The 23,345-nt window shown below is 67.1% G+C and carries 24 protein-coding genes; 13 read left to right on the top strand and 11 right to left on the bottom strand.

What is annotated here, in order from left to right; translation table 11 throughout:
- The first annotated feature begins 4 nt into the window (after positions 1 to 4).
- The 3 genes from MFF13_RS02025 (at position 5) to MFF13_RS02015 (ending at position 3,117) form a co-directional block, all read left to right on the top strand.
- A complete protein-coding gene (locus tag MFF13_RS02025) occupies positions 5 to 1,510 on the top strand; it encodes a CoA-acylating methylmalonate-semialdehyde dehydrogenase (RefSeq protein WP_238270424.1) in 1,506 nt (501 codons plus the stop codon).
- Positions 1,511 to 1,581: 71 nt separating this feature from the next.
- On the top strand, positions 1,582 to 1,986 hold the full coding sequence (locus MFF13_RS02020; protein ID WP_238270414.1) for a VOC family protein: 405 nt from the start codon (positions 1,582 to 1,584) through the stop codon (positions 1,984 to 1,986).
- 216 nt (positions 1,987 to 2,202) lie between these two features.
- Positions 2,203 to 3,117, top strand: a complete 915-nt coding sequence (locus tag MFF13_RS02015) for a dihydrodipicolinate synthase family protein (RefSeq protein WP_238270404.1) — start codon at positions 2,203 to 2,205, stop codon at positions 3,115 to 3,117.
- A 240-nt stretch (positions 3,118 to 3,357) separates the two neighbouring features.
- On the opposite strand, the gene MFF13_RS02010 is transcribed toward MFF13_RS02015, so the two are convergent.
- Both MFF13_RS02010 and hmpA read right to left on the bottom strand, forming a co-directional pair.
- On the bottom strand, positions 3,358 to 4,509 hold the full coding sequence (locus MFF13_RS02010) for a YbfB/YjiJ family MFS transporter (protein ID WP_238270394.1): 1,152 nt from the start codon (positions 4,507 to 4,509) through the stop codon (positions 3,358 to 3,360).
- A 140-nt stretch (positions 4,510 to 4,649) separates the two neighbouring features.
- Complete coding sequence (gene hmpA / locus MFF13_RS02005) at positions 4,650 to 5,891, bottom strand: NO-inducible flavohemoprotein (RefSeq protein WP_238270508.1); 1,242 nt, start codon at positions 5,889 to 5,891, stop codon at positions 4,650 to 4,652.
- 96 nt (positions 5,892 to 5,987) lie between these two features.
- Between hmpA and MFF13_RS02000 the strand changes: the two genes are divergently transcribed.
- The 3 genes from MFF13_RS02000 (at position 5,988) to MFF13_RS01990 (ending at position 8,518) form a co-directional block, all read left to right on the top strand.
- Positions 5,988 to 6,479 (top strand): Rrf2 family transcriptional regulator, encoded by a 492-nt coding sequence (locus MFF13_RS02000; RefSeq protein WP_238270371.1) that lies wholly within the window; start codon positions 5,988 to 5,990, stop codon positions 6,477 to 6,479.
- A 757-nt stretch (positions 6,480 to 7,236) separates the two neighbouring features.
- Positions 7,237 to 7,632: a hypothetical protein gene (locus MFF13_RS01995; RefSeq protein ID WP_238270357.1), complete on the top strand. Its 396-nt coding sequence runs from the start codon at positions 7,237 to 7,239 to the stop codon at positions 7,630 to 7,632.
- Positions 7,619 to 8,518 carry a sigma-70 family RNA polymerase sigma factor gene (locus MFF13_RS01990; RefSeq protein ID WP_238270354.1) on the top strand — a complete coding sequence of 300 codons (900 nt, stop codon included), beginning with the start codon at positions 7,619 to 7,621 and terminating at the stop codon, positions 8,516 to 8,518. Before MFF13_RS01995 ends, MFF13_RS01990 begins: the two co-directional genes overlap by 14 nt.
- 3 nt (positions 8,519 to 8,521) lie before the next feature.
- Here MFF13_RS01990 and MFF13_RS01985 read toward each other — a convergent pair whose 3' ends face one another.
- From MFF13_RS01985 to arsH, 3 genes are all read right to left on the bottom strand, one after another.
- Positions 8,522 to 8,962 (bottom strand): hypothetical protein, encoded by a 441-nt coding sequence (locus tag MFF13_RS01985; protein ID WP_238270345.1) that lies wholly within the window; start codon positions 8,960 to 8,962, stop codon positions 8,522 to 8,524.
- Between the two features lie 12 nt (positions 8,963 to 8,974).
- A complete protein-coding gene (locus tag MFF13_RS01980) occupies positions 8,975 to 9,733 on the bottom strand; it encodes an SDR family oxidoreductase (protein WP_238270343.1) in 759 nt (252 codons plus the stop codon).
- Between the two features lie 231 nt (positions 9,734 to 9,964).
- Complete coding sequence (gene arsH / locus MFF13_RS01975) at positions 9,965 to 10,711, bottom strand: arsenical resistance protein ArsH (RefSeq protein ID WP_283205804.1); 747 nt, start codon at positions 10,709 to 10,711, stop codon at positions 9,965 to 9,967.
- Positions 10,712 to 10,761: 50 nt separating this feature from the next.
- On the opposite strand from arsH, the gene MFF13_RS01970 reads away from it, so the two are divergent.
- Genes MFF13_RS01970 through MFF13_RS01960 form a run of 3 tightly spaced genes read left to right on the top strand, consistent with a single transcriptional unit; the run spans position 10,762 to position 12,863 of the window.
- Positions 10,762 to 11,106 (top strand): ArsR/SmtB family transcription factor, encoded by a 345-nt coding sequence (locus MFF13_RS01970; protein ID WP_187273726.1) that lies wholly within the window; start codon positions 10,762 to 10,764, stop codon positions 11,104 to 11,106.
- Entirely contained in the window at positions 11,106 to 11,531 is a 426-nt protein-coding gene (gene arsC / locus MFF13_RS01965) for an arsenate reductase (glutaredoxin) (RefSeq protein WP_238270328.1), read from the top strand. Before MFF13_RS01970 ends, arsC begins: the two co-directional genes overlap by 1 nt.
- Before the next feature lie 36 nt (positions 11,532 to 11,567).
- Positions 11,568 to 12,863: an arsenic transporter gene (locus tag MFF13_RS01960; RefSeq protein WP_238270311.1), complete on the top strand. Its 1,296-nt coding sequence runs from the start codon at positions 11,568 to 11,570 to the stop codon at positions 12,861 to 12,863.
- 119 nt (positions 12,864 to 12,982) lie between these two features.
- Here MFF13_RS01960 and MFF13_RS01955 read toward each other — a convergent pair whose 3' ends face one another.
- The 4 genes from MFF13_RS01955 to MFF13_RS01940 all read right to left on the bottom strand — a co-directional run bounded on the left by MFF13_RS01955 (position 12,983) and on the right by MFF13_RS01940 (position 17,841).
- Positions 12,983 to 13,192, bottom strand: a complete 210-nt coding sequence (locus MFF13_RS01955) for a hypothetical protein (RefSeq protein WP_238270297.1) — start codon at positions 13,190 to 13,192, stop codon at positions 12,983 to 12,985.
- A gap of 201 nt (positions 13,193 to 13,393) precedes the next feature.
- Entirely contained in the window at positions 13,394 to 13,756 is a 363-nt protein-coding gene (locus MFF13_RS01950; protein WP_238270294.1) for a hypothetical protein, read from the bottom strand.
- Complete coding sequence (locus MFF13_RS01945; RefSeq protein WP_238270292.1) at positions 13,725 to 16,862, bottom strand: efflux RND transporter permease subunit; 3,138 nt, start codon at positions 16,860 to 16,862, stop codon at positions 13,725 to 13,727. The genes MFF13_RS01950 and MFF13_RS01945 overlap by 32 nt, the downstream gene beginning before the upstream one ends.
- Positions 16,863 to 16,869: 7 nt before the next feature.
- A complete protein-coding gene (locus MFF13_RS01940; protein ID WP_505744294.1) occupies positions 16,870 to 17,841 on the bottom strand; it encodes an efflux RND transporter periplasmic adaptor subunit in 972 nt (323 codons plus the stop codon).
- Positions 17,842 to 18,425: 584 nt separating this feature from the next.
- Between MFF13_RS01940 and MFF13_RS01935 the strand changes: the two genes are divergently transcribed.
- Positions 18,426 to 19,103 (top strand): response regulator transcription factor, encoded by a 678-nt coding sequence (locus MFF13_RS01935; RefSeq protein WP_147749982.1) that lies wholly within the window; start codon positions 18,426 to 18,428, stop codon positions 19,101 to 19,103.
- Positions 19,096 to 20,475 carry a sensor histidine kinase gene (locus MFF13_RS01930; RefSeq protein WP_147830836.1) on the top strand — a complete coding sequence of 460 codons (1,380 nt, stop codon included), beginning with the start codon at positions 19,096 to 19,098 and terminating at the stop codon, positions 20,473 to 20,475. The genes MFF13_RS01935 and MFF13_RS01930 overlap by 8 nt, the downstream gene beginning before the upstream one ends.
- Positions 20,476 to 20,728: 253 nt before the next feature.
- Here the strand turns inward: MFF13_RS01930 and MFF13_RS01925 are convergent, their stop codons facing one another.
- Together MFF13_RS01925 and MFF13_RS01920 are read right to left on the bottom strand one after the other, a co-directional pair.
- On the bottom strand, positions 20,729 to 21,265 hold the full coding sequence (locus MFF13_RS01925) for a lysozyme inhibitor LprI family protein (protein ID WP_147813299.1): 537 nt from the start codon (positions 21,263 to 21,265) through the stop codon (positions 20,729 to 20,731).
- A 107-nt stretch (positions 21,266 to 21,372) separates the two neighbouring features.
- Positions 21,373 to 21,777: a lysozyme inhibitor LprI family protein gene (locus MFF13_RS01920; RefSeq protein WP_187277224.1), complete on the bottom strand. Its 405-nt coding sequence runs from the start codon at positions 21,775 to 21,777 to the stop codon at positions 21,373 to 21,375.
- Positions 21,778 to 21,926: 149 nt separating this feature from the next.
- Here MFF13_RS01920 and MFF13_RS01915 point away from each other — a divergent pair, with 149 nt between their 5' ends.
- The gene (locus MFF13_RS01915) at positions 21,927 to 22,325 is read left to right on the top strand and encodes a hypothetical protein (protein WP_147813303.1); all 399 of its coding nucleotides are present in this window, start codon (positions 21,927 to 21,929) and stop codon (positions 22,323 to 22,325) included.
- A gap of 166 nt (positions 22,326 to 22,491) precedes the next feature.
- Complete coding sequence (locus MFF13_RS01910; protein ID WP_147813305.1) at positions 22,492 to 23,190, top strand: hypothetical protein; 699 nt, start codon at positions 22,492 to 22,494, stop codon at positions 23,188 to 23,190.
- Positions 23,191 to 23,345: the final 155 nt, after the last annotated feature.

The raw sequence follows: 23,345 nt of genomic DNA, 5'->3' as shown, positions 1-23,345 counted from the left end.
AACAATGGCCCAGGTTCATTCCATCGAGCACTTCGTCGGCGGCGCCCGCGTCACGGGTCGTTCCGGCCGCACCGCACCGGTCTTCAACCCCGCCACCGGCGAGCAGACCGGGGCCGTCGCCCTGGCCAGCCGCGACGAGGTGGACGCCGCCGTGGCCAGCGCCCGCGCCGCATTCCCGGGCTGGGCGGGCACCACCCCGTTGCGCCGTGCCCGCATCCTCAACAAATTCCTCGGCATCCTGCAGGACCGCATCGGCGAGATGGCCGCCGTCATCACCGCCGAGCACGGCAAGGTGCTCTCCGACGCCGCCGGCGAGATCCAGCGCGGCATTGAGGTGGTCGAGTTCGCGACGGGAATCCCCCAACTCCTCAAGGGCGAGGTCACCGAGAACGTCGGCACCCGCGTCGACAGCCATTCCCTGCGCCAGCCTCTCGGCGTGGTGGCCGGCATCACGCCGTTCAACTTCCCGGCCATGGTGCCGATGTGGATGTTCCCGGTGGCTCTGGCCTGCGGGAACTGCTTCATCCTCAAGCCCTCCGAGCGCGACCCCTCAACCGCCCTGTTGATGGCCGAGTGGCTGAAGGAAGCCGGGCTTCCCGACGGCGTGTTCCAGGTCGTCCAGGGGGACAAGGAGGCAGTGGACGCGCTCCTCAATAATCCCGACGTCAGCGCCGTGAGCTTCGTCGGCTCGACCCCCATCGCCCGGTACATCTACGCCACCGCCACGGCCAACGGTAAGCGTGCCCAGTGCCTCGGCGGCGCCAAGAACCACATGATCGTCATGCCCGACGCCGACATGGACCAGGCGGTCGACGCGCTGATGGGCGCCGCCTACGGCTCGGCCGGCGAGCGCTGCATGGCGATCTCGGTGGTCGTTCCCGTGGGCGAGAAGACCGCCGACGCCCTGGTGGCCAAGCTCATCCCGAAGGTGCGCGCGCTCAAGGTCGGCCCCGGCACCGACGCGGAGGCCGAGATGGGCCCCCTCGTCACCAAGCAGCACCACGACAAGGTCCGCGGCTACATCGACCAGGGCGTGGCCGAGGGTGCCGAGCTCCTGGTCGACGGCCGCGACCTCAAGCTCCAGGGCTACGAGGACGGCTACTTCATCGGCGGTTCGCTGTTCGACCGGGTCACCCCGGACATGACGATCTACAAGGAGGAGATCTTCGGGCCCGTGCTCGCGGTGACGCGTGCGCCGGACTACGCCACCGCCGCCCGCCTCATCAACGAGCACGAGTTCGGGAACGGCACCGCGATCTTCACCCGCGACGGAGACGCGGCGCGCGAGTTCGCGCACCAGATCGAGGTCGGCATGGTCGGCATCAACGTGCCGATCCCGGTGCCGATGGCTTTCCACTCCTTCGGCGGCTGGAAGGCCTCGCTGTTCGGCGACCATCACATGCACGGCCCCGAGGGCGTGCGGTTCTACACCCGCCTGAAGACCATCACGACGCGCTGGCCCACCGGCATCCGCGCCGGCGCCGACTTCGTCATGCCGACAATGGAATAGGCTAACCCACACGGCAGCCGGCGGCTTTCGCTGCCGGTCGCGCCCGGACCCGTTGCAAGGATGGACCAGCGATGACGCAACCCCTCACCGTCGGAGTGCACCATGTCGGGCTCGCGGTGCCGGATCTCGAATCCGCAGAACGGTTCTTCGTCGATGCGCTCGGATGGGCCGTCGTCGGCGGCGTGGCCGCCTATCCCGCAGTCTTCGTCTCCGATGGGACGGTCATGGTGACGCTCTGGCGCGTCGCCGATCCATCGACGGCAGTGCCCTTCGACCGCCGAACCAATGTCGGGCTGCATCACCTCGCGCTCAAGGTCATCGACGAGGCCGCCCTTGCCGCCGTCCATGAAAGGATCCGGACCTATCCCGGCGTCACGGTCGAGTTCGCCCCCGAACCGATGCGGCCTGGCTCGCCCGTCCGGCATTTCATCTGCTCGATGCCCGGCGGTGTGCGACTTGAATTTGCGACGGCATAGGCCTGACCCGACGAAGATACCCTCCAAGACCGGCTTCCAACCGCCTCACGGTGCAGATCTGATGCTCGGTACCCGCTACGAACGTCCGCGAGGGGTGGTTTCCTGCCTGTCCGCTTCTGGACGATGGATGCATTGAAGCGGGAGCGCAGCGAGTTTCAAAAATCGGTCTAGTAAGAATTTCAAGATTGGCACTGGCCACCGGACCACTCGGAGTGGATGAAGACCACTACCGGAGTATCCATGACGACTTTATCCGCCTTCCCGATCACGCCTTCTGACGCCAAAGGTCAGGTGGATGTGACCGCCCTGCGCGCCTTGCTCCGTCCCTTAGTGGCTGCGGAAGTCCACTCGATCGGTCTTCTCGGCAGTACCGGCACCTATCCCTTCCTTTCTCGCGAAGAGCGCCGACGGGCCGTCGAGGTGGCCGTGGAAGAGGTCGCGGGGCGCGTACCGCTTCTGGTCGGAGTTGGTGCGCTCCGGACCGACGAGGCGGTGCAGATCGCTCAGGACGCAAAGGCTTCCGGAGCCGATCTCGGCCTTCTCGCTGCCGTGTCATATACGCCGCTCACCGAGGATGAGGTATTCGAGCACTTCGCGACCGTGGCACGCGAAAGTGGTCTGCCGCTCTGCATCTACGACAATCCCGGAACCACCCACTTCAGGTTCAGTCCCGCGCTGGTGGGGCGTCTGAGCCGGGTTTCGGGTGTCGTCGCGGTGAAAAGCCCCGCTCCGGAGCCGCAGGCCGTGGCTGAGCACCTGAGGAGCTTGCGCGAGGCGGTACCGGAAGGATTTTTGCTCGGCTACAGCGGCGATTGGAACTCGGTAGAGGCGCTGATCGCAGGCGGAGATACTTGGTATAGCGTGGTCGCGGGCTTGTTTCCGAAGATCGGCATGGACATCGTCAGGGCGGTCCAAACCGGTGAGATAGCCGAAGCGCGACGACTGAACGCCAGCCTTGAACCCCTCTGGGAGTTGTTCAAAGAGTTCTCAAGCTTGCGGGTCATCTACGCGCTGGTTGATCTGCTCGACCTCTGCCGTGCCGTACCACCGCGCCCAATCCTGCCGCTCAATGAGATGGCTCGGCGCAAGGTCGCCGATACCCTCAACATGCTCGACCTCTTGCGGACATAGCACGCAGCTTCGCGCGTCAGCCCATCTCTCGCAGCCTGCCTGACCGCAAGCGTTCTCAGTGATCGCGGACGGCCCGTCCGCTTCGGGATAAAGGGTCAAAGACTGCTTTCCATCCCAAGCCGATGTTGTTGGACGGCTGACCATTGGCCGCTTTCGGAAAGGGCCCTTAGCCGTTGGCACGACCGGGTCGGGTCGGGGGCGATCCCAGAGGCAAGGGTTCCGTCCGTCGGATTTCAACGACTAGGTCGGCTCCCGGGCATCGTGCCACAGCCAAGCGGAGGTGAGCAGCAGCAGCACCGTGGCAGCCGCGCCGACCATTCCGAGCGCATCCCAGCTGGCCAACTCCCTGCTCCCGATCAGCCAGATCAAAACCGGTCCGCAGATCTGACCGGCGGCGAAGGCAGCCGTCAGCCGTGCCAGCAACGGCGTCGGGTTGTCGGGACGCTCCTCGCGCGCGAGTTGCAGGCCTGCCATGCTGACGACCATGAACGTGCCGCCCACGAGGACCGCGGAGGCGGCGATGGCCCAAAGGGCATGGGCGATCAGCGGCAATGCCGTTCCGAGCGCCAGGGTCCCCTGCGCCACGGCCCAGAGCCGCTTGCGCGACCATCGCGGCAGCCAGCGCGCCACCGCGGCGACGGACAGCACGGCGGCCAGTCCGAACAGAGGCCACATCAGGCCGAACACCAGCGGGTCGGGCGTGAGCGCGCGCGCCATGGCGGGCAGGAAAGTTGCCGGCACGATGTAGCCGAAGCCGAAGACGCCGTAGCAGAGCGCCAGGGATAGGTTTCCGCCGCGGGCTGTATCCGCGATTGCCGTCGCTTCGCGTTCCTCCACGGGCACCGGGCTCACGCCCTGGCCGCGCGAACGCATCCAGACGAACAGGGCGCCCGCGCCGGCGGCGGCGCCGAGTTCCAACCAAAGCCAGACGGCCGGCTGTCGACCGCCGATCCAGGACAACGTCCCAGCCAGCGCGATTCCGAGGCCGACGCCCGTGTAGATCCAGGCTCCGAGGTGCGAGACCTGCCGCCGCGCCAACTCCGCCAGGCACCAACTGCTGGCACAGATCAACGCCCAGGCGCTGAAGAGACCGCCTGCGGCCCGAAGCAGGGCGCCGGCGAGCGCCCCGCCCGCACCAACCTCGGCGGTGCAGAGCGTGGTCAGCGCGACGCCGAGCAGGCTCAGCAGAAGCCCGCGGCGCGGGTTGGACGAGAACCAGGACGCCGTGACGGCACCCACGAAATATCCGCCGTAGTTGGCGGCGGCCCACTCCGTACCGGCCGCAGCGCTGAGGGTGCCATCACGCATCATCAGCGGCATCAACGGCGTGAAGGCGAAGCGGCCGATGCCCATGGCGACGGCAAGGGCGACGAGGCCGCTGCCGACGACCATCCAGGCGGATCGGTCGGTGACCGGGGATGATGCCGATTGGGTACTCATGGATTTCCGTTCCGGTGGACCTCGCCTGGCTTCGGCGAGGTCCCATGGGGTGTTCGAGGCGGCCCGCACGGCGAGCCGCGGCGCGCGGGCGGTCAGGCGGCTTGTCTCGGCGCCTCGACCAGTTCGTCGGCCGGCCCGAAGAACTCGAAGCGGATCCGCTCGGTGGGGATGCCTTGGCGTCCGAGCCCGTGCACGAGCGCCGCCAGGAAGGGCTTGGGGCCGCACAGGTAGTAGGTCGCCTCCTCCCGCGGGGTGTTCGCGGCCAGCCACTCCGCCGTGACCAGGCCCGTCTCCGCGAGTTGCCTTTTGGCGGGATCCTGCCCATCCGGCTCCGCATAGAAGAAGCGGGAATGCAGATTCTCATGGCCCTTCGTCAGGGCCCGTGCATGTGCACCCATGGCGTGGACCCGTCCGTTCAGGGCACCGTGGACGAACCAGGTCGGACGCTCCGGCGAGGTGGCTGAGATCGTCTCCAGCATGCTGATCATCGGGGTCAGCCCGACGCCGCCGCTGACCAGAACGACCGGTCCGTCCGTGCTTCGGTCGAGGAAGAAGTCCCCGGCCGGCGGAGCGGCCCTGACCAGCGTGCCCATTTCTGCATGGTCATGCAGCCAGTTCGAGACGATGCCGGCCGGTACGCCCGTCGATGCCTCCCGCTTCACGGTGATGCGATAGGCGCGGTCGTTCGGGGCGCAGGAGATGGAGTAGTTGCGCTTGAGCACCCCCCGGCCGGGTAGGTCGAACTGGAAGCCGAGATACTGTCCCGGCTCATGTCGCAGGATCGGTTGCCCGTCGGACGGTACCAACACGAACGAGCGGATCGTCTCGCTCTCCTGGGTGACGCTCTCGACGACGAACTCGCGCCAGCCATTCCAGCCGCCGGGCTTCGTTGCGAGGTCGCGATAGATCGTGGCCTCGCGTCCGATGAGCAGTTCGGCAAGGAACCAGTAGGCCTCTCCCCAGGCAGCGCAGATCTCAGGCGTGGCGGCCTCGCCGAGCACGTCCTGGATCGCGCCAAGAAGGGCATTGGCCACGTGGGGGTAATGTTTCGGCAGTATGTTCAGGGCGACGTGCTTCTGGGCGATCCGCTCGACGGCGCCCGCGAGCACCCCGAGGTTGTCGATGTTGCGGGCGTAGGCGAGCACGGCCTGCGCCAACGCCTTCGGCTGAGATCCGGTCTCGCCATGGTGCGATTGATTGAAGAGGGCACGCATCTCGGCGTCCACGAAAAGGCGCTCGTACATGCGTTGGGTGATGGTGAGGCCGTGTCCTTCCAGAGCAGGTACGGTGGCCTTGATCAGCGCGATGGTGGCCGGGGCAAGCGGGTTCGGCATCTGCATCTCCCATAAGCTTCATTATCGATGAACCTTATGACTCGTTGCTTTAAAAGGTGCAACCGAGATACATCTTATGCATTTATAGGAGCTGCCATGCGCCTGACGCGCTACACCGACTACGCCCTCAGGACGCTGATCTACGTGGGCTTGCACGAGCGGAGGCAAAGCTCGATTGCCGAGATCGCCCGAGCCTACGGCATCTCCGAGAGCCACCTGACGAAGGTGGTGCACCAGCTCGGGCGCCTGGGATTGATCCAAACCACCAGGGGTCGTGGCGGCGGCCTCCGGCTCGCCAAGCCACCGGCGGATATCATCGTCGGGGCCGTGGTGCGGCAGACCGAGGAGGACCTCGCGCTTGTCGAGTGCTTCGCGGGCGGAGCCTGCGCGATCACGGCCCCATGCCGCTTACGGCGGGCGCTCGGCGAGGCACTGGCGGCGTTTCTCGCGGTTCTGGACGGCTACACCCTCGCCGATCTGCTGGGTGGAAGTGACGGGATCGAGATTGCCACCCTGCTAGGCCTGCCTTCCCCAATGATAGAAGTGGCGCCACATCTTTGCCCTTCTACGAATATATTAGTGGAATGATCTGAGCTTAATTTTATGAAAGCAGAGATGGCGCGTACGTTAGCACTGCATTATGGTTTGTCATTGCCATAGGTGGGATTACAATAAGCGTGAATATGTATCTCGGCAGTCGATAGATAATTTTAACGCTCCTTAGCGGCGCAACGGAGCAGTGAAAGCCTGTTTCTTGCCGTTAGGCCTAGGCAGGGCGCAATCTGGGCCGGAAGCGTCCGGGCCATCGCCAGATCGGCTGGCGCTTTGCAGTTTTACTTGGGAACCACGGTTTCGAAATCGATACGTTCGCGGGAAGGGTGAGCGCCGCTTTAGCTGGAAGATTTCAAAGCTGTTGACTGATCCCACAACACGTCTGTGGACCGCTTTGAGGCGGTGAACTGTCGCGCTTCGAGATTCCGTCAGACGTCCGCTTCAGCGAATTGCCTTCCGAAAGCGGACAGGCAAAAATCCACCCGACTCGGTCGTAGAACGGACCGTCAGGTGTCGACCCAACGTTGCCTTAGATGCCTACATTTGGACATCTCAAAAGCAGTCGTTCGTCGATGGATATCGTTACGGTCGGGGTGTCCGTGGGTTCCGTGTCCTGGCTTGATCGAATGTTTCGTAGCGACGCTCGACCATCGGGTCAGGCAGCCGGTGTTCGGTGATATGAACTGTGCGAGCCCGAGGTTCTGAAAGGTGCCCAGCGGAAACTTCCATCCGATGTCACATTGGGCGGCTGTGCATCGTCACTCACGTGAACCAATCACGTGGGAAGAGCTCGATGACCAAAGCCATTCCGGTGCTCGCCGGCATCCTCGGCGCAGGACTGGCCGGGAACGGCGTTTTCATGCTCACCGCGCCCGAGGCATGGTATTTCGCGGTCCCGGGCGTGACGACGACAGGGCCGTTCAATCAGCACTTCCTACGCGATATCGGCCTGATCTTCGTGCTGATCGGGGGTGGGTTCGTGTACGGCGCGTTCCGACTCGGACCGCGCTCGCTGCTCTGGACTGTCGGTGCCGTCTGGCTCTCGGGCCACGCGCTGTTCCACTTCTGGGAGGTTGCGGTGGGCGTCTGCGGGCCGGAGGTTCTACCCCGCGACTTTCCCGCGGTGACACTTCCTGCGCTTATCGCAGTCGCCCTCAGCGTCTGGTCGTTCCGTCATGCCGACCATTGATGATCCGACCCGCGTCTTCGAGCAGGAGCGTACGCGGCTCATCCGGCTCGCCTACCGCATGCTCGGGTCCCTCGGCGAGGCCGAGGATGTCGTACAGGACGCTTGGCTGCGCTGGCGACACGTCGACCATGCCGAGGTCGCCTCGGCCGGCGCCTTCCTTTCGCGGACGGTCACAAGGCTCTGCCTGGACGTCATGAAGTCCGCCAGGGTCCGGCGTGAGACCTATTTCGGAACCTGGTTGCCCGAGCCCGTTGCCCTGGTGCCCGACGAAGCCCCTGGCGACGACCTGACGCTCACGCTGATGCTCGCGTTGGAGAGGCTCTCGCCGCTTGAGCGGGCCGCGTTCCTCCTGCACGACGTCTTCGCGGTCCCGCTTGATGAGATTGCCGAGACGCTTCAGCGAGAGCCACCGGCGGTCCGTCAACTCGCCGCAAGGGCCAGGAAACACGTGCAATCCGCACGCCCTCGCTTCCCCGTCGAGCGAGAAGAGGGGGCGCGTATCGCCAAGGCCTTCTTCGAAGCATCGACGACGGGCGACGTCGCAGCGCTTCGCAGCATGCTCGCCGATGCCGTCGCTGTGCACTCCGACGGAGGTGGAAAGGTACTCGCCTTCCCGCGGCCCATCATCGGAATCGACAAGGTCACGCGCATGTTCGAGGGGGTCGTGCGCAAGTCGTGGATCCAGTATGCCCGGAAGCTGCAGGACCTCTGGATCGATGGCCTGCCGGGCTACCTTAGCCTGGAGCCGGGCGGGATGCTCCAGACCGTCGCCCTGGATATCCAGGGCGGGCTGATCGTCGGCATCTACTTCACCCGCAACCCGGACAAGCTCCAGAAAATGGCGGTTTCGTTCGGTGGATTGCCGGGAGCGCCGATGCCTCAATGAGCCTCACCGGCGGGCGATCGCCAGCTCCCTGCGGCAAACCGTCGAGAACGCACAGAGCGGGTCGAGGTCGCTGGCGTGGCGAATGTCGGCGAAGGCGGCGAGATCCTTGTTTGGGGCGAAGTAGGTCTCGCCGATGCGCTGCATGACGCGCTCGGCTTCCTGGAGCGTTTCCGGCTCTCCGAAGAGCCGGATCTTGTTCACGATGGCATAGAGGTTCACCAGCTTGGCCGGGTCGTCGAGGTCGTGCTGGAAGGCGTCGCCGAACAAGGTCGACGCCTCCCGGATGAACTCGCCGTAGAGTGCTTCCCGTCGCGCACGGTCCTGCACCAGGAGCGTCGCGCGCTCCTGGCTGTGTTGCGTCAGCCAAGTGGTCGCGAAGGAGGCCATCGCGCCGATGGCCGACCCGGCCAGCGCAGACAGCGCCGGAAAATAGGCTGCATCCATCGGCGGGAGGCCTCAGGCCCCGCGCTTCGGCTGTGCCGCCAGCCAGTCGTCGTAACGCCGTTCCGAAAGCCACGCGTCACCGGTGGGCGTCAGCCAGGGGCCGCCGAGGACCACCCCGAAATACGGTGCGGTGTCGTCCGTGCGGACCTCGTGCGTCTCGCCGAGGCCCTGAAAATGACGCTTCACCAGATCGACCATCGGCAGCCGCTCGGGGCCGGCGATCTCGACCATGCCGTTTCTCGGTGCCGCCAGCGCGGCCTCGGCGACCTTCGCGGCCACGTCGGCCGACGCGATCGGCTGGATCGATGCGGAGGTTACGCGCGCGACGCCGTCGACGAGCGCGGCTCCCGCGATGGCGGCGACGAACTCGAAGAACTGGGTGGCGCGGACGAGGGTCCAGGGCACGCCCGCCGAGGCGATCAGTTCCTCCTGGGCAAGCTTGGCCCGGAAGTAGCCGCTGTCGAGCAGGAGTTCAGTCCCGACGACCGAAAGCGCGACGTGGTGGGAGACGCCGGCATCCTTCTCGGCCGCGGCGAGGTTCCGTCCGGCGCGGACGAAGAAGTCCATGGCCGCGTCGTCCGCGAACGATGGCGAGTTGGCGACATCGACCACCACGGCGGCCCCCTTCAACGCTACTGCGAGCCCCTCGCCCGTGACGGCGTTGACGCCGGTGTTCGGCGAGGCCGCGAGGGCGTCATGGCCGGCGGCCTTCAGAGTGGCGACGACCTGCGAGCCGATCAGCCCCGTGCCGCCGATGACAACGATCTTCATGTGACGCTCCGTCTTGTGTCCGGTCCTGGTGGGGACGTTCGAAACAAAGACGAGAGCGGTCCCACCCGGTGTGACATCGCCTCCGGTGAAACCGATCCGGGCGGGGTCCAACCGCCCTACGGCCAGGAAAGTCCGTCCCGCCGGAGAGGCAACGCCGGAGGACCTACTCCGGCGTCGCCGATGACTTGGCCCTTGCTGGGGGCATGGGGATATTGAGCCGACGACGGTGGTTCAGCGCTTGACGAACCCGATGTCCGCGCCTGCAGCCTTGAGCCGTTCCAGCTGCTGTTCTTTTCGTTCGGAATAGCGGTCCACGAGGTACTCGGCCCGCTCGCGGGTCAGGAGCGTGAACTTCATCAGCTCCTCGCAGACGTCGACGACCCGGTCGTAGAGCGGCCCAGCGTTCATCCGGCCGGCGTCGTCGAACTCCTTGTAGGCCATCGGGACCGAGGACTGGTTGGGAATGGTGATCATTCGCATCCAGCGCCCGAGCACGCGCAGGCCGTTGACCGCGTTGAACGACTGCGACCCGCCCGAGACCTGCATCACGGCGAGCGTCCGCCCCTGCGTCGGGCGCACCGATCCTTCCGACAGTGGCAGCCAGTCGATCTGGCTCTTGATGACCCCGGTCATGGCGCCGTGGCGCTCGGGGCTGACCCAGACGTGGCCCTCCGACCAGATCGAGAGGTTCCGGAGTTCCTGGACCTTTGGGTGATCGGCCGTGGCGTCGTCGGGCAGCGGCAGGCCATGGGCGTCGTAGATCCGGACTTCGCCGCCCATGGCCTCCAGCAAGCGTGCCGCCTCGTAGGCGAGGAAGCGGCTGAACGAGCGCTCCCGCAGCGAACCGTACAGGATCAGGAAGCGGGGGGCGTGGGTGAACGGCGACGCCAATTGCTGGTCGGCGCCGGTCGGGATCACGAAATGCCCTTGGCTGAGGTTGGGCAATCCATCAGCGAAGGGCTGTCGGGGCTTGTCCAAAACGTGTCGTTCCTCTACGTTTCGACGATGATTGAGATATTGACATCATGATGGACGAACGGCAAGCCGTCGCTGCCTTCGCAGCCCTCGGGCAGGAGCATCGCCTGCGCATCGTGCGCCAGCTCGTCACCGCCGGGCCGGAGGGCATGGCAGCCGGCATGCTGGCAGAGGCGGTCGGCGTGTCGGGCACCAACCTGTCGTTCCACCTGAAGGAGCTCAGCCATTCCGGGCTGGTCACCTCCCGGCGGGAGGGGCGCTCGATCATCTACAGCGCCGCGTACCTCGACCTGTCCGAGCTCATCCAGTTCCTGATGCGCGATTGCTGCCAGGGCCGCCCCGAGGTCTGCGCCCCGGCCGTCGCCGCCCTATCCGCCTGCTGCGAGGAGACCGCCTGATGGACGTCGTGATCTATCACAACCCGGATTGCGGCACGTCCCGCAACACCCTGGCCCTGATCCGCAACGCCGGCATCGAGCCGCACGTGATCGAGTACCTCAAGACGCCGCCGAACCGCATCCTGGTTCGCCAGCTCGCGGAGCGCGCCGGCATCACCGTGCGCGACCTCCTGCGGGAGAAGGGCACGCCCTATGCCGAGCTCGGCCTGGGCGACGCGGCGCTTGCGGATGACCGGCTTCTCGATGCCATCGAGGCTTACCCGATCCTATTGAACCGCCCCCTGGTGGTGAGCCCCAGCGGCGTCGCCCTTTGCCGACCTTCCGAGGCCGTCCTCGACCTCCTGCCGGCCCAGCAAGGCGAGTTCGTCAAGGAGGACGGCGAGCGCGTGATCGACGAGCAGCGGCGGCGCGTCGCCACCGCCTGATCCGTCCCGAGCTTCCAAGAACAAGAAACGGTCCCGATGCTCGCTCTCGCCATCTTCGTGGTCACCCTCGTCTTCGTCATCTGGCAGCCGAAGGGTTTCGGGATCGGGTGGAGTGCCCTGATCGGGGCTGCCGTGGCGCTGGCCACCGGTGTGATCCACCCCGGCGACATCCCGGTCGTCTGGCACATCGTCTGGGACGCCACTTTCACCTTCGTCGCCCTCATCATCATCTCGCTCCTCCTCGACGAGGCCGGGTTCTTCCACTGGGCGGCCCTGCACATCGCCCGCTGGGGCGGGGGCCGGGGGCGCTTGCTATTCCCGCTGGTGATCCTGCTCGGTGCAGCCATCGCCGCGGTCTTCGCCAACGACGGCGCGGCGCTGCTGCTCACCCCCATCGTCCTCGCGATCCTCCTGCGTCTGGACTTCAAGCCGACGGCGGCCCTGGCCTTCATCGTCGCCTGCGGGTTCGTCGCGGACTCGACCAGCCTGCCGCTGGTGATCTCCAACCTCGTCAACATCGTCTCGGCGAACTTCTTCGACATCTCCTTCAGCCGCTACGCCGCGGTGATGGTGCCGGTGAACCTCGTCTCGCTGGCCGCGACCCTGGTGGTGCTGTGGCTGTTCTACCGTCGCGATCTGCCAGCTACGTACCCGGTGGCCGAGCTCGAAGCGCCGCGCCACGCGATCAAGGATCCGCTCGTCTTCAAGGCGGCCTTCCCCCTCCTGGCCCTGCTGCTCGTGGCCTACTTCTTGACCGCGTCGTTCGGCGTGCCGGTCTCAGTGGTGACCTGCGCCGGCGCCCTCGTGATGCTGGCGTTGGCCAATCAAAGCCAGGCCATCCCGATCCGCACGGTCCTCGCCGGTGCGCCCTGGCAGATCGTGCTGTTCAGCCTCGGCATGTACCTCGTCGTCTACGGCCTGAAGAACGCCGGCCTGACCGATTACCTGGCTCAGGGACTGACCTGGCTCTCGGGTCACGGACCGTTCGTGGCCACCATCGGCACGGGGGTCGCCGCCGCGATCCTGTCCTCGGTGATGAATAACATGCCGAGCGTGCTGGTGGGCGCGCTCACCATCCAGCAGGCCCCAGACCTGTCGCCGCTGATGCGCCAGCTGATGGTCTACGCCAACGTCATCGGCTGCGACCTCGGCCCGAAGTTCACCCCCATCGGCAGTCTGGCGACGCTGCTCTGGCTCCACGTCCTCGACACCAAGGGCCAGCGCATCACCTGGGGCCAGTACATGCGCGTCGGCCTGGTCATCACCCCGCCGGTCCTCCTGGTCAGCCTGGCGGCGCTGGCGCTCTGGCTGCCCGCGCTTGGTGCCGGGTAGCCATCCGATGGGCGCGGCGCGGCGCTGAGCCGTGATCTAGGACTTGGGAGTCATCCAAGTTCTCACCTTAAGCTCCTCTTGCCCGATGGGCGGGCGAAGGTGCCGGCGCGCCATTCCTTTCAATGGGCATCAGGCCCGGGTTTTGTACTCGACCGCGAGAGCGCACGTGCAAGGTCAACGACGCGTCGTCGTTCATCCGGGTCTTCGATGTCGAGCAAAGCGAGAACCAGTTCCCGCGCCCCGACCGTTTCGTGGCCGCGGCCTTGCGGGCCGCCATCGGCTAGCGCCGATGGATCGCAGCCGAGCAAATCCGCGATGCGCTTCAGCATCCCTCGCGTCCGTTCGGCCCTGTCGAGGCCGCCGTCATCATCCGTCGGCATACGCACCACTTTCCGCTAATGGGCATCACGGCGGCGGGGCGGTCGGCTCTTCAATGCAGGCGGCCGGCGACGCCATCGATAAGAGCTTCGTGAGCGCCCGCATGCTGAGCTTGGGGTGGCCGTCGTCCATCTGCCCGAACGATGGGGGCCTCACGGCCGGACGACCATGGAAAACTTGGCGGCCAGCATCGCGCAGACCGCATCGTGATGGCGTGTGGACCGTAGTTGTTCGAACTCCGCTACCCCCGATTGAACCTCCTCGGTGCCGCGGCGGCTGCCGAGGGCGTCGAAGCAGATGCGGGCCCGATCCACGATGGCCGGGTTGTATTCGGTGAAGCCACAAGCCGTCGAAGCCCTGCGCAGCAGGCCGTGCATCCTGAGGAAGCCGACGCAATCGAAGTCGGCGGCGGTCGCGGATCGCATGCCCGGTAACAGCAACATTACGGTAGCGAGGGCCGTCGCCGGCGCGACCCGAAGGCCCCTAGCCATCGGCGGCCGCCCGGCGACCGCCATGCGCCTCCAATTCCGGCTCGGTATCACCGCGAGGTCGCCACGGAAGCCGAATATGCGCCAGGTACGGATAAACGGCCGGCAACACGACGAGGGTGAGGAGCGTCGCGGTGACGATGCCACCGATCACCACCGTCGCGAGCGGGCGCTGCACCTCGGCGCCGGCGCTGGTCGAAAGCGCCATCGGCAGGAACCCCAGTGCCGCGACCAGAGCCGTCATCAGGACAGGCCGCAGTCGCATCTCTGCAGCTCGAAAGGCTGCCTCGCGCGGGTCGAGGCCGACACGTTCGAGGTCGCGGATGTAGCTTGTCAGCACGACGCCGTTGAGGATGGCGATGCCGAAGGTGGCGATGAATCCAATCGCCGCCGAGATCGAGAACGGCAACCCCCGCAGGTACAGGGCGACGATGCCGCCGGTCGCTGCGATGGGCACGTTCAGAAAGATCAGGCCCGCAAGCCGGATGTCCCCGAACATCACCACGAGGAGCACGAGGATCGCGGCCATGGCAGCCGGCACCACGACGGAGAGCCGGCTCGTGGCCTCCTGCAAGTTCTGGAACTGCCCGCTCCACTGCAGCGAGTACCGCGGCGGAAGGGGAACCTGCGCCTGGACCGCGGCTTGCGCGTCCCTCACGAAGCTCTGGACGTCGCGGCCGCGAACGTTGGCCTGGACCGAGATCCGGCGCTGGAGCTTCTCTCGACTGATCTGGGCCGGTCCCGTCGCCACGTCGACCGAGGCGACCAGCGAGAGCGGTACCAGCGCCTTTCCACTGCGCCCCACGGGCAGGTCGCGAATGCGGGCGATGTCGCTACGGTCGGCGGATTTCAGGCGGACCACGATGTCGGTGATGGAGTTGTCGTCGCCGTAGATCATGCCGGCGGTTCGCCCGCCGATGCTCTCCACCACGTCGAGGACGTCGCTGACGTTGACGCCGTAGCGGGCGGCCGCGGCCCGGTCGACCTGGATCGAGAGCGCCGGCATGCCGGCCTGGGCTTCGGCCTTAACGTCGGCCGCGCCCGAGACGCCTGAGACCGCGCGCACGATGGCGTCCGCCTTGTCCTTCAGCACCTTCAGGTCGTCGCCGTACAGGCTGATCGCCACGTCGCCGCGCACGCCCTCCAGCAGGTCGTCCATGCGCATCTGGATCGGCTGCGAGAACGCGTAGGACACCCCCGGCACCTCCGCCTGGAGGCGCTTGTCGAGGGCGGCGACGAGCCCCTCCTGGGTGGTCGCCGTCGTCCAGGTCGACGGGTCGGCCAGGGTGATGAAGCTATCGGTGGACTCTACGCCCATCGGGTCGGTGGGGATCTCGGCGCTGCCGGTCAGCGAGACGACCCGCTTCACCTCTGGGAAGCTTTTCAGGGTCCGCTCGATCCGGTGCATGACCTTGAGCGAGGCGTCGAGGTTGATGCCGGGCAGCTTCTCCGACGTGATGACGATGGAGCCTTCCGAGAGCTTGGGCAGAAACTCGCCCCCCAGGCGCGTCGCGAGCCAACAGCTTCCGGCAAAAAGGCCGAGCGTCACGAGGACGGTGAGGCCGGTGCGGCGCTCGGCGAGCCGAAGGACCGGCGTGTAGGCGCTTCGCGCCCAATGGACGAGGCGGGTCTCGCGTTCGCCGATGCCAGGGCCTGCCAGCACGATGGCGGCGAGCGCCGGCATCAGCGTCATCGTAAGGACCAGCGAGCCGGCGAGCGCCAGGATCACGGTGAGCGCCATCGGCCTGAACATCTTGCCCGCCACCCCTTCGAGGGCGAGGATGGGCAGGTACACCATGATGATGATGGCGACCGCGAACAGGATCGGGCGCGCTACCTCGACGGTTGCCTTGCGGATGACCTCTTCGGCCGGACGCCCGGGGTGCTCCCCGCGGGCGCGCAGGACGTTCTCGATCATCACCACGGCGCCGTCGACGATCAGGCCGAAGTCGATGGCGCCGAGGCTCATGAGGTTGCCCGACAGCCCGAACAGCCGCATCCCGGCGAACGCCATCAGCATGGACAGCGGGATGGCGGCCGCCACCACCAGGCCAGCCCGCAGGTTGCCCAGCAGAAGGAGCAGTACGACGATGACGAGCACCGCCCCCTCCATGAGGTTGTGTTCGACGGTGCGGATGGTCCGCGCCACCAGGGTGCTGCGGTCGTAGTACGGCACGATGTCGACGCCCGGCGGCAGCTGCGGGCGCAGGGTCTCGATGGTCTGCTTCACGGCCACGACCACGGCGCTGGCGTTCTCGCCCTGCTGCATCATGGCGATGCCGACGACGGTCTCGCCCGCCGCATCGTGCGTCACGGCGCCGAGACGCACCTTCGGGGCTTCCACCACCTCGCCAAGGGTCGCGACCGTTACCGGCACCCCGCCGGGGCCCGTGGTCACGACGATGTTGGCAAGGTCCTTCGTGTCCTTGGCCAGTCCGAGGCCGCGGATGACCTCCTGCTGGTCGTTGTGCTCGATGTAGGCGCCACCACGTGCGGCGTTGTTCTCGCCAAGCGCCGTGTAGACCTGAGCCATGGTCACGCCGTAGCGGTGCAGGCTCTCGGCGGCGATGCGGACCTCGTAGGTCGGCATCTGTCCGCCGTAGACGTTCACGTCGGCGATGCCGGGGGTCAGCTTGAGCTTCGGCGCGATGGTCCATTGCAGGATGCGCTTCAAGGCCATCGGCGAGTAGCCCGGGCCGCGCACCTCGAACTGGTAGATCTCGCCTAAGCCCGTTGCCATCGGCCCCATCTCGGGATCACCGACGCCGGCCGGCATCATGGTCTTGGCCAAGGGCAGTCGCTGGAACACCTGCGAGCGCGCCTCGGTGATCGACATGGCGTCGTCGAAGGTGACGTAGACCGCGGAGACGCCGTAGCGCGAGGTCGAGCGGATGCCCGACAGGCCCGGCGCCCCGGCCATCGCGTTCTCGACGGGGAAGCTCACGAGGCGTTCGACCTCAAGCGGCCCGAGGCCCGGCGAGAGGGTCAGGACCATCACCTGCTTGGGCGACACATCCGGGACCGCGTCGATGGACAGGCCTTCGAGGTTGACGATGCCGCCGACCGCCCCGGCGAGCGCCAGGATCACGACGAGCCAGCGGCGGCGGATGAGGAGGGCGAACCAAGCGTTCATGGCGGCCTTAGTCCGTCGAGCCGAGGAGCGCGCGCATCAGGATGGCCTTGAGGCCGAAGCTTCCCTGCGTCGCCACCGTCTCACCCGCCGCCACGCCGGACGTCACCTCGACCCAGTCGGCACGCTGGATACCGAGCTTGAGGTCCCGCTTCTCGAAGCGGTCGTCGCCGGTCCGCACGAAGGCGATGGGGCCGCCCTCGGTCTGTTGGATCGCACCGGCCGGCACCGTGACGCCCTCGCGCCCGAGGTCGGCGGCGATCTCGACGGACACGAACATGTTGGCGCGCAAGCTCCCATCGGGGTTGGCGATCTCGATGCGGGCCGGGGCGGTGTTGGTCATCGGGTCGATGGCGGCGTTGACCGAGCGTACCCGTCCCTCGAAGCGGGGATGGGCCGTTACAGGGGCCTCGATGGTCGCCCGGTCGCCGGCCTTCACAGTGGCGATGTCGTGGCCGTAGAGGTTGGCGAGAACCTGGATCTGCGAGGGGTCGGCGACCGTGAAGGCGTCGCGGTTGGTGTCGACCACTTCGCCCAAGGTGATCCCGGCTGCCGTGACCACGCCGTCGATCGGCGAGACGATGGCGCTGGTGCCGGGGGCCTGTCCGGGCGCGGGGGCGAGGCGCTCGTACTGCGCGCGGTAGAGGTCGACCTGCGATTTTGCGGACAGGGTCGCGGCATGCGCCTTGGCGAGCTCGACCTGCCGCCGGTCGACCTCGGCTTGGGCGACGCCGCCGATCCGAACAAGGTCGCTGCCGCGCTTGAGATTGATCTCGGCGACCTTCTCCGTCGCCTGCGCCTCGCCGAGGCTGGCCTGCGCCGCGGCGAGGCCGTTGCGCGCATCGAGAACGCCGGAGGCATCGAGGGTGGCCAGCGTCTGGCCGGCCTTCACCCGGTCGCCGGGCTGCACAGAGAGGCTGAGAACCCGACCCGAGGTGCGGGGCTTCAGGCGGGTAACCCGACGCTCGTCGAAGGCGACCATGCCGGGGGTTCGTACGGGTAGGATGATCCGGCGAGTCTCGGATTGCCCGAAGGCCAGTCCGAGGCGGCCCTGGCCGTCGGCATCGAGCCGGACGACGTTGTCATCGGTCGGCTGCTCTGAGGCGGCAGGGGTCGTCGTCGGAGCATCTGGCGCCGCCGGCGCCAACCCGACCGTCTGGAGAAGCGGTTCGACATAAGGCCGGACAGCGTCGCGATACCACCAGCCGGCCAACCCGAGCGCGGCCAGACAAACGACCAAGACCCACCGCGAACGGAACCCGATCTTCGTGGATGCGGGACCGGGTGCCTCGGAGCCGATGGGTGTTTCCGTCGTGCCCGATGCAGCGGCATTCACCGACGTGCGCACACCGCCACGGTCGACGATCTCGGCATCGCCGGTCCCGGGCATGTCGGTCTCCGCCTCCCTCAGCAAGATATCGATCCAAACCAGATTAGAGTTATTCTAAGACATAGGGCGTGCGACCGCACCCGCCATTAAATTCGCGTTCACACTCGTGGTCCCGAGGCCGGCTCCGAACCACATCATGCAACGGGACAGGGGCGTGAGCCCGGGAGTGCACCGGGTTGGCGAAGCTGCTGCTGATCGAAGACGACGCCGCGACGGCCGAGGAGATCCTCGCCGACCTGCAGGGGCGTGGGCATGAGGTTGCATGGGCTGCTACCGGGCCCGCAGGCGCGGATGCGGCCCGTTCGGGGATCTGGAACGCCATCCTCCTCGACCGGATGCTTCCCGGCCTGGACGGGCTCACCCTGTTGCGTGACCTGCGCGCCGCCGGAGACCGGACGCCCGCACTCGTCCTGAGCGCGCTCGGCGACGTCGATGAGCGCATCCGCGGCCTGCGCGCCGGGGGGGACGACTACCTCGGCAAGCCCTTCGTCCTCGCCGAACTCGCGGCCCGGATCGAGGCCTTGCTGCGGCGGCCGACGGACTCCCGCGAGACGGTCCTCAGGGTCGGGACCTTGGAGCTCGACCTCATCGCCAGCACCGGTCGCAGGGGCGTGCGCGATCTCGACTTGCTGCCGCGCGAGCTCAAGCTGCTCGAATACCTCATGCGGCGGCCAGGGCAGGTCGTGACCCGGGCGATGATGTTCGAGGAAGTCTGGAACTATCGCTTCGCGCCTAAATCCAACCTCATCGACGTTCATGTCGGACGCCTGCGCAGGAAGCTTGAGGCCGAAGGCGAGCCGATGCTGATCCAGAACGTCCGGGGAGAGGGCTTCACCCTGACCCCCGATGTCTAGGCTCGTCCGTTCCTTCGCGTTCCGGTGGGCCCTGGGCATCGCCCTGTGGTCGACGCTCCTCTCGCTGCTGCTCTTCGCCTTCGTGTACTGGCAGACCGCGGCGTTCATGCAGGACGAGCTCGCCGAGGTCCTACGCCACGAGGCCCGGTACGCCGCCGGGGATACGGCCAAGGCAGCCGCTCGCATCGAGACGTGGGTCAGCGAGGACCTGCACAGCGTCCACTTTGCCGGCCTGTTCGGTGCGGATGGCCGCAAGCTTGCCGGCAACCTCGACGCCCGCCCACCGGAACTGCCCCTCGACGGCGAGGTCCACCGGATCGGCACGCAGGTGGCCATCGCGGGACGGCGCCTGCACGAGGAGCTCTGGTCGGCCGCCCGGTCCCTTGAGGACGGGACCGTGGTGGTCGTGGCCCACGATACCGACGAGATCGACCGCGCCAAGGCCACGGTGATCCGGGCGCTCGGCCTCGCCCTCGTCCCGACCCTGGCCTTCTCCATCCTCGGAGGCGTCCTGCTCGCCGGACGCGCCCGGCGACGCTTGGCATCCACGGAGGCGGCGGTCGCGCGGGTGATGCGGGGTGACCTGCGCCAGCGCCTACCGGTCGGCGAGGCCGGGGACGAGTTCGACCGTCTGGCACGGGACGTCAACGTAATGCTCGACGAGATCGAGCGCCTCATGGAGGAGGTGCGCGGGGTTGGCGACGCCGTCGCCCACGATCTCCGGACGCCGCTCACGCGCTTGAGGCTGCGTCTTGAGCGAGGCCGGGATCAAGCCCGCGACGTCGAGGAACTGCGGCAGGCGGTGGACCAAGGGCTGATCTGGATCGACCAGACGTTGGAGATGGTCACGGCGGTCCTGCGCATCGGCGAGATCGAGCACGGACGGCGCTGCGCCGCCTTCGGCCCGGTCGACCTAAAGCTCGTGGTTAGCGAGGCCGCGGAGTTGTTCGAACCCTTGGCCGACGATAAGGGCATCGCCCTCGGCATCGGCATCGAGGAGGGAGCGTCTGCGGTCCGGGGCGACCGCAGCCTCATCTTCGAAGCGGTCTCGAACCTCCTCGATAATGCGATCAAGTTCACCCCGACCGGGGGGCGCGTCGGTATCGGTCTCGCCTGGCGCGACGGCGTCGCTGTGGTGTCCGTAGAGGACACCGGTCCGGGCATCGCCGCAGGCGAACGCGACCACGTCTTCAAGCGCTTCTATCGTGCGGAACGTGCCAGGCAGACAGAGGGCAACGGGCTCGGCCTAGGCCTTGTCGCGGCCATCGCCAAGCTGCACGGATTTCCTCTCTCCGTTGGCGACGGTCCCCTCGGTGGATGTCGCTTCGAGATGGCGTGCCCGACGGTGGGACCCTGTCCGACGATACGGTAATGCGGGTGGCAAGCGGACCCCGGCCTTGCGTCCGGAAGCAGATGGACCGCATCCGACCCGAGCCAGACGTAGAACGAGTTCAGGGCTCTTTTCATAAGCGGACGTGCCGGGCGCAGGCGGACGGACGCTCAGCGAACCCGCCCCGCCTTGATGAGCGTCCGCGCTGGTGCGTCTTCCATCATCGACCGCCTGTCAGCCGATGATTGTCAGGGGTCGCGAGCGTAATGGCGACCGGCGGCCGGTCGCAGTCCTGTCAAGGCAGGCGACGGTAGACGCCGGCGAATACCGTGCCGCCCGGCAGTTCGCAGGTGCCGGACTGGGTGACCTCCCAACGGTCCGCATTCAGCGGCGCAAAGGCCAGCCTGCAGGGGCCATCGGAGAAGGTGGCGCGCCCTTCCCGGAGGTCCAACAAGGCGTCAGTCCCGATGGCGAACACATCGCCCGCCTCCTCGCCGCCGGCCCCGATGTACGTCGACGACAGGGACACGCTGGCGAAGCCGTGGACCGGCCCCACGACGTTGAGGGTCGCGTGGTTGCCCTTGGGCTCCTCGCTGAAGAAGTCCGTGCCGACGATGGTCCCTACCTCGGACCGTTGTAGTTCGGCGTTCCGCCTGTCGTAGGCCTCGGCCAGGCAGACTGAGGCGTTGCAGATCTGAGCGGTCCTCAGCCACTTTCGCTGCCGCGCCTCGACCCCATCGCGCTTGCCGGCCTTAAGGGCGGCCGCGTAAAGCCTCGCCATGATCTCGTCCCGGGCACCGAGGGCGGCATCCCCGCAGACGAGGCGCTCCATTCCAGTCGACGCCTTGGCGCAGTCAAAGCTTGCCGCGTAGGCAGCCGGCGCCACGATAGCGAATGCCGCGGATGCCCCGAGGTAGGTCGCCGAGTGCCGCAAGACGCTTACCGCTCGCATGACATGTCCCCGCCCGGGCAAGCCAACTGGTCCGTCAGGTCGTGGGTCCGGCGCTCGGTCATGGCGGTCTCGCATTCCCCGATGAGCATGGGCATGATCGAGCCGTTCCTATCGGGGTGCTCAGCGTCGTAGCCGGTCTCAAGCTGGCATTCGAGGTCGCGGAAGCGCCGCCATGCTTTCTGCGCAAGGTCGAGGTTGCGCCGCCCGTTCGGGTCGAGCTTGGCCTGCAGGGCATCCTGTACCTTCGCGAGGCCGACCTCAGCATCGTCCAACTTGCGCTTGGCGCATAGCGTCCCCTCGATCTGGTTCGGGGCGTCCGCGCAGAGCGTCGGCACCTCCGCCGCCGCCGCCGTCGACCAGAGCATCAGGACAGCGAGGCATGCCTGCTTCATTGCGAGGCTCCTTGCGGACAGAACCATCATCGCGGCCGTGCCCGAGACTTTGCCGGTGGTAACATGGCGGGCTAACGTCGCCCAAGAACACACCTTGGGAGGCTACGACGCCGAACCGAGCCACGACAGACCAACGCCGAGACCCGGTCGTGCGGGTGCTCGGCGGCTACCTCGCCGCCGTGGCGGCGGCGATAACGGTCTTGATGCTGGTGGGAGCGTCCGCCGCGCTGGTCGAGCCTTCACCCCCAACCGTCGCCGAGCCAGTGTTCCCATCCGACTGGGGCTCGGTCGCAATCACTTTCGTCATGGCCACGTTGTTCGTGACGGTCTTCGCGATGCCGGGCTTCCTCTTGTGCCTGGCCGTCTCGGTCCGGTTGGGCCTGCGCCACCCGGCCATCCACATGGCCTGCGGTGCCGCCATCGGTCTCGTCCTGGGGCGCCTGTTGCCCGTCACGGTCGATCACCTGGTGCAAGCCGCGGTCGCCGGGGCGGTGGGCGGGGCGGTCTACTGGCAGCTCGCCGTCAGAGGCGTTGCCGGTCAACGTTGAATGAGCTGGCCGGCAGGTCGGGCGATGGCGACAGGCCGGATCACTTCACCGTGAGCCCCTTCTGGCTGAGACCGTCGCTAGGCTGGCGCGAGAGATGGCGCCGCGGCAGGATCGACTTCTGTGCCTTCCGGCAGTCCTTGTTGCCCGCAACGGGGGAGAGGAACCGATGAAGAGAATCATCGCTCTGCTCGTCATCGTGGGAGCCGCCGCGACTGCGGTCCTCCATTTTACCTACCCGGCCGCAGCCACCGCGGGTTGCCCGTCCTGCTACGGTTTCACCGATCTGGGCGACGGCGTTTACGTCGAGGGTGACATGTCTCCGGACCGTCGCGCCGCTGCCAAGGCGACAATCGAGACGGCGCGCGCCCGGGTACGCGAGTTCTACGGCGACCTGCGGTCGTCCCCCCGCGTGCTGCTCTGCGCGACCGAGGCCTGTTACCGGCCCCTCGGCGGCGGTTCGCGCGGCGTCACCCTGCTCGACCGAGCGCTGATCCTGTCACCCCGGGGGGCCGATACCGTTATCGCGGCCCATGAGCTGGCTCACGCCGAACTCCATAGGCGGATCGGCCTTAGGGCAACGCTCGCGCGCACCGTGCCGCAATGGTTCGACGAGGGGCTTGCCGTGGTCGTGTCCGACGATCCACGCTACCTCGCACCAGGCGCGGAGCGCTGTCTTGTGGAACCAGGCAGCGACCTGCCGACCGCGCGTGCGGCCTGGATAGAGACAGCAGAGAGCGCGGGCCTCTACGCCAGGGCCGCCTGCAAAGTCAGCCGGTGGCTCGACGCACACGGTGGCGCAGCGGGCATCCTGCGCCTCGCGGCGAGCGGGTCTTTCGAGGAGATCACCGCTAGCACGGGGTCGTAGTCTGCCGAGAGCGAGCGGCCGTCTTGGCGTTAAAACCGACCTCGGTTAGCCTGGCGCCAGGCCGATGCTGCCTGCCGCTCGCCCCGGGAACGGGATGGTGAATGCATCGCGGACGACCACCCCCACCGGATCCCTGACCGGCGACGGGTCGGCAA

The organism is Methylobacterium cerastii (assembly GCF_022179125.1).
GTDB classification, from domain to species: domain Bacteria; phylum Pseudomonadota; class Alphaproteobacteria; order Rhizobiales; family Beijerinckiaceae; genus Methylobacterium; species Methylobacterium cerastii.
Note: the sequence above shows the minus strand (reverse complement) of the source record. Positions and strands in the feature narration are given on the sequence as shown.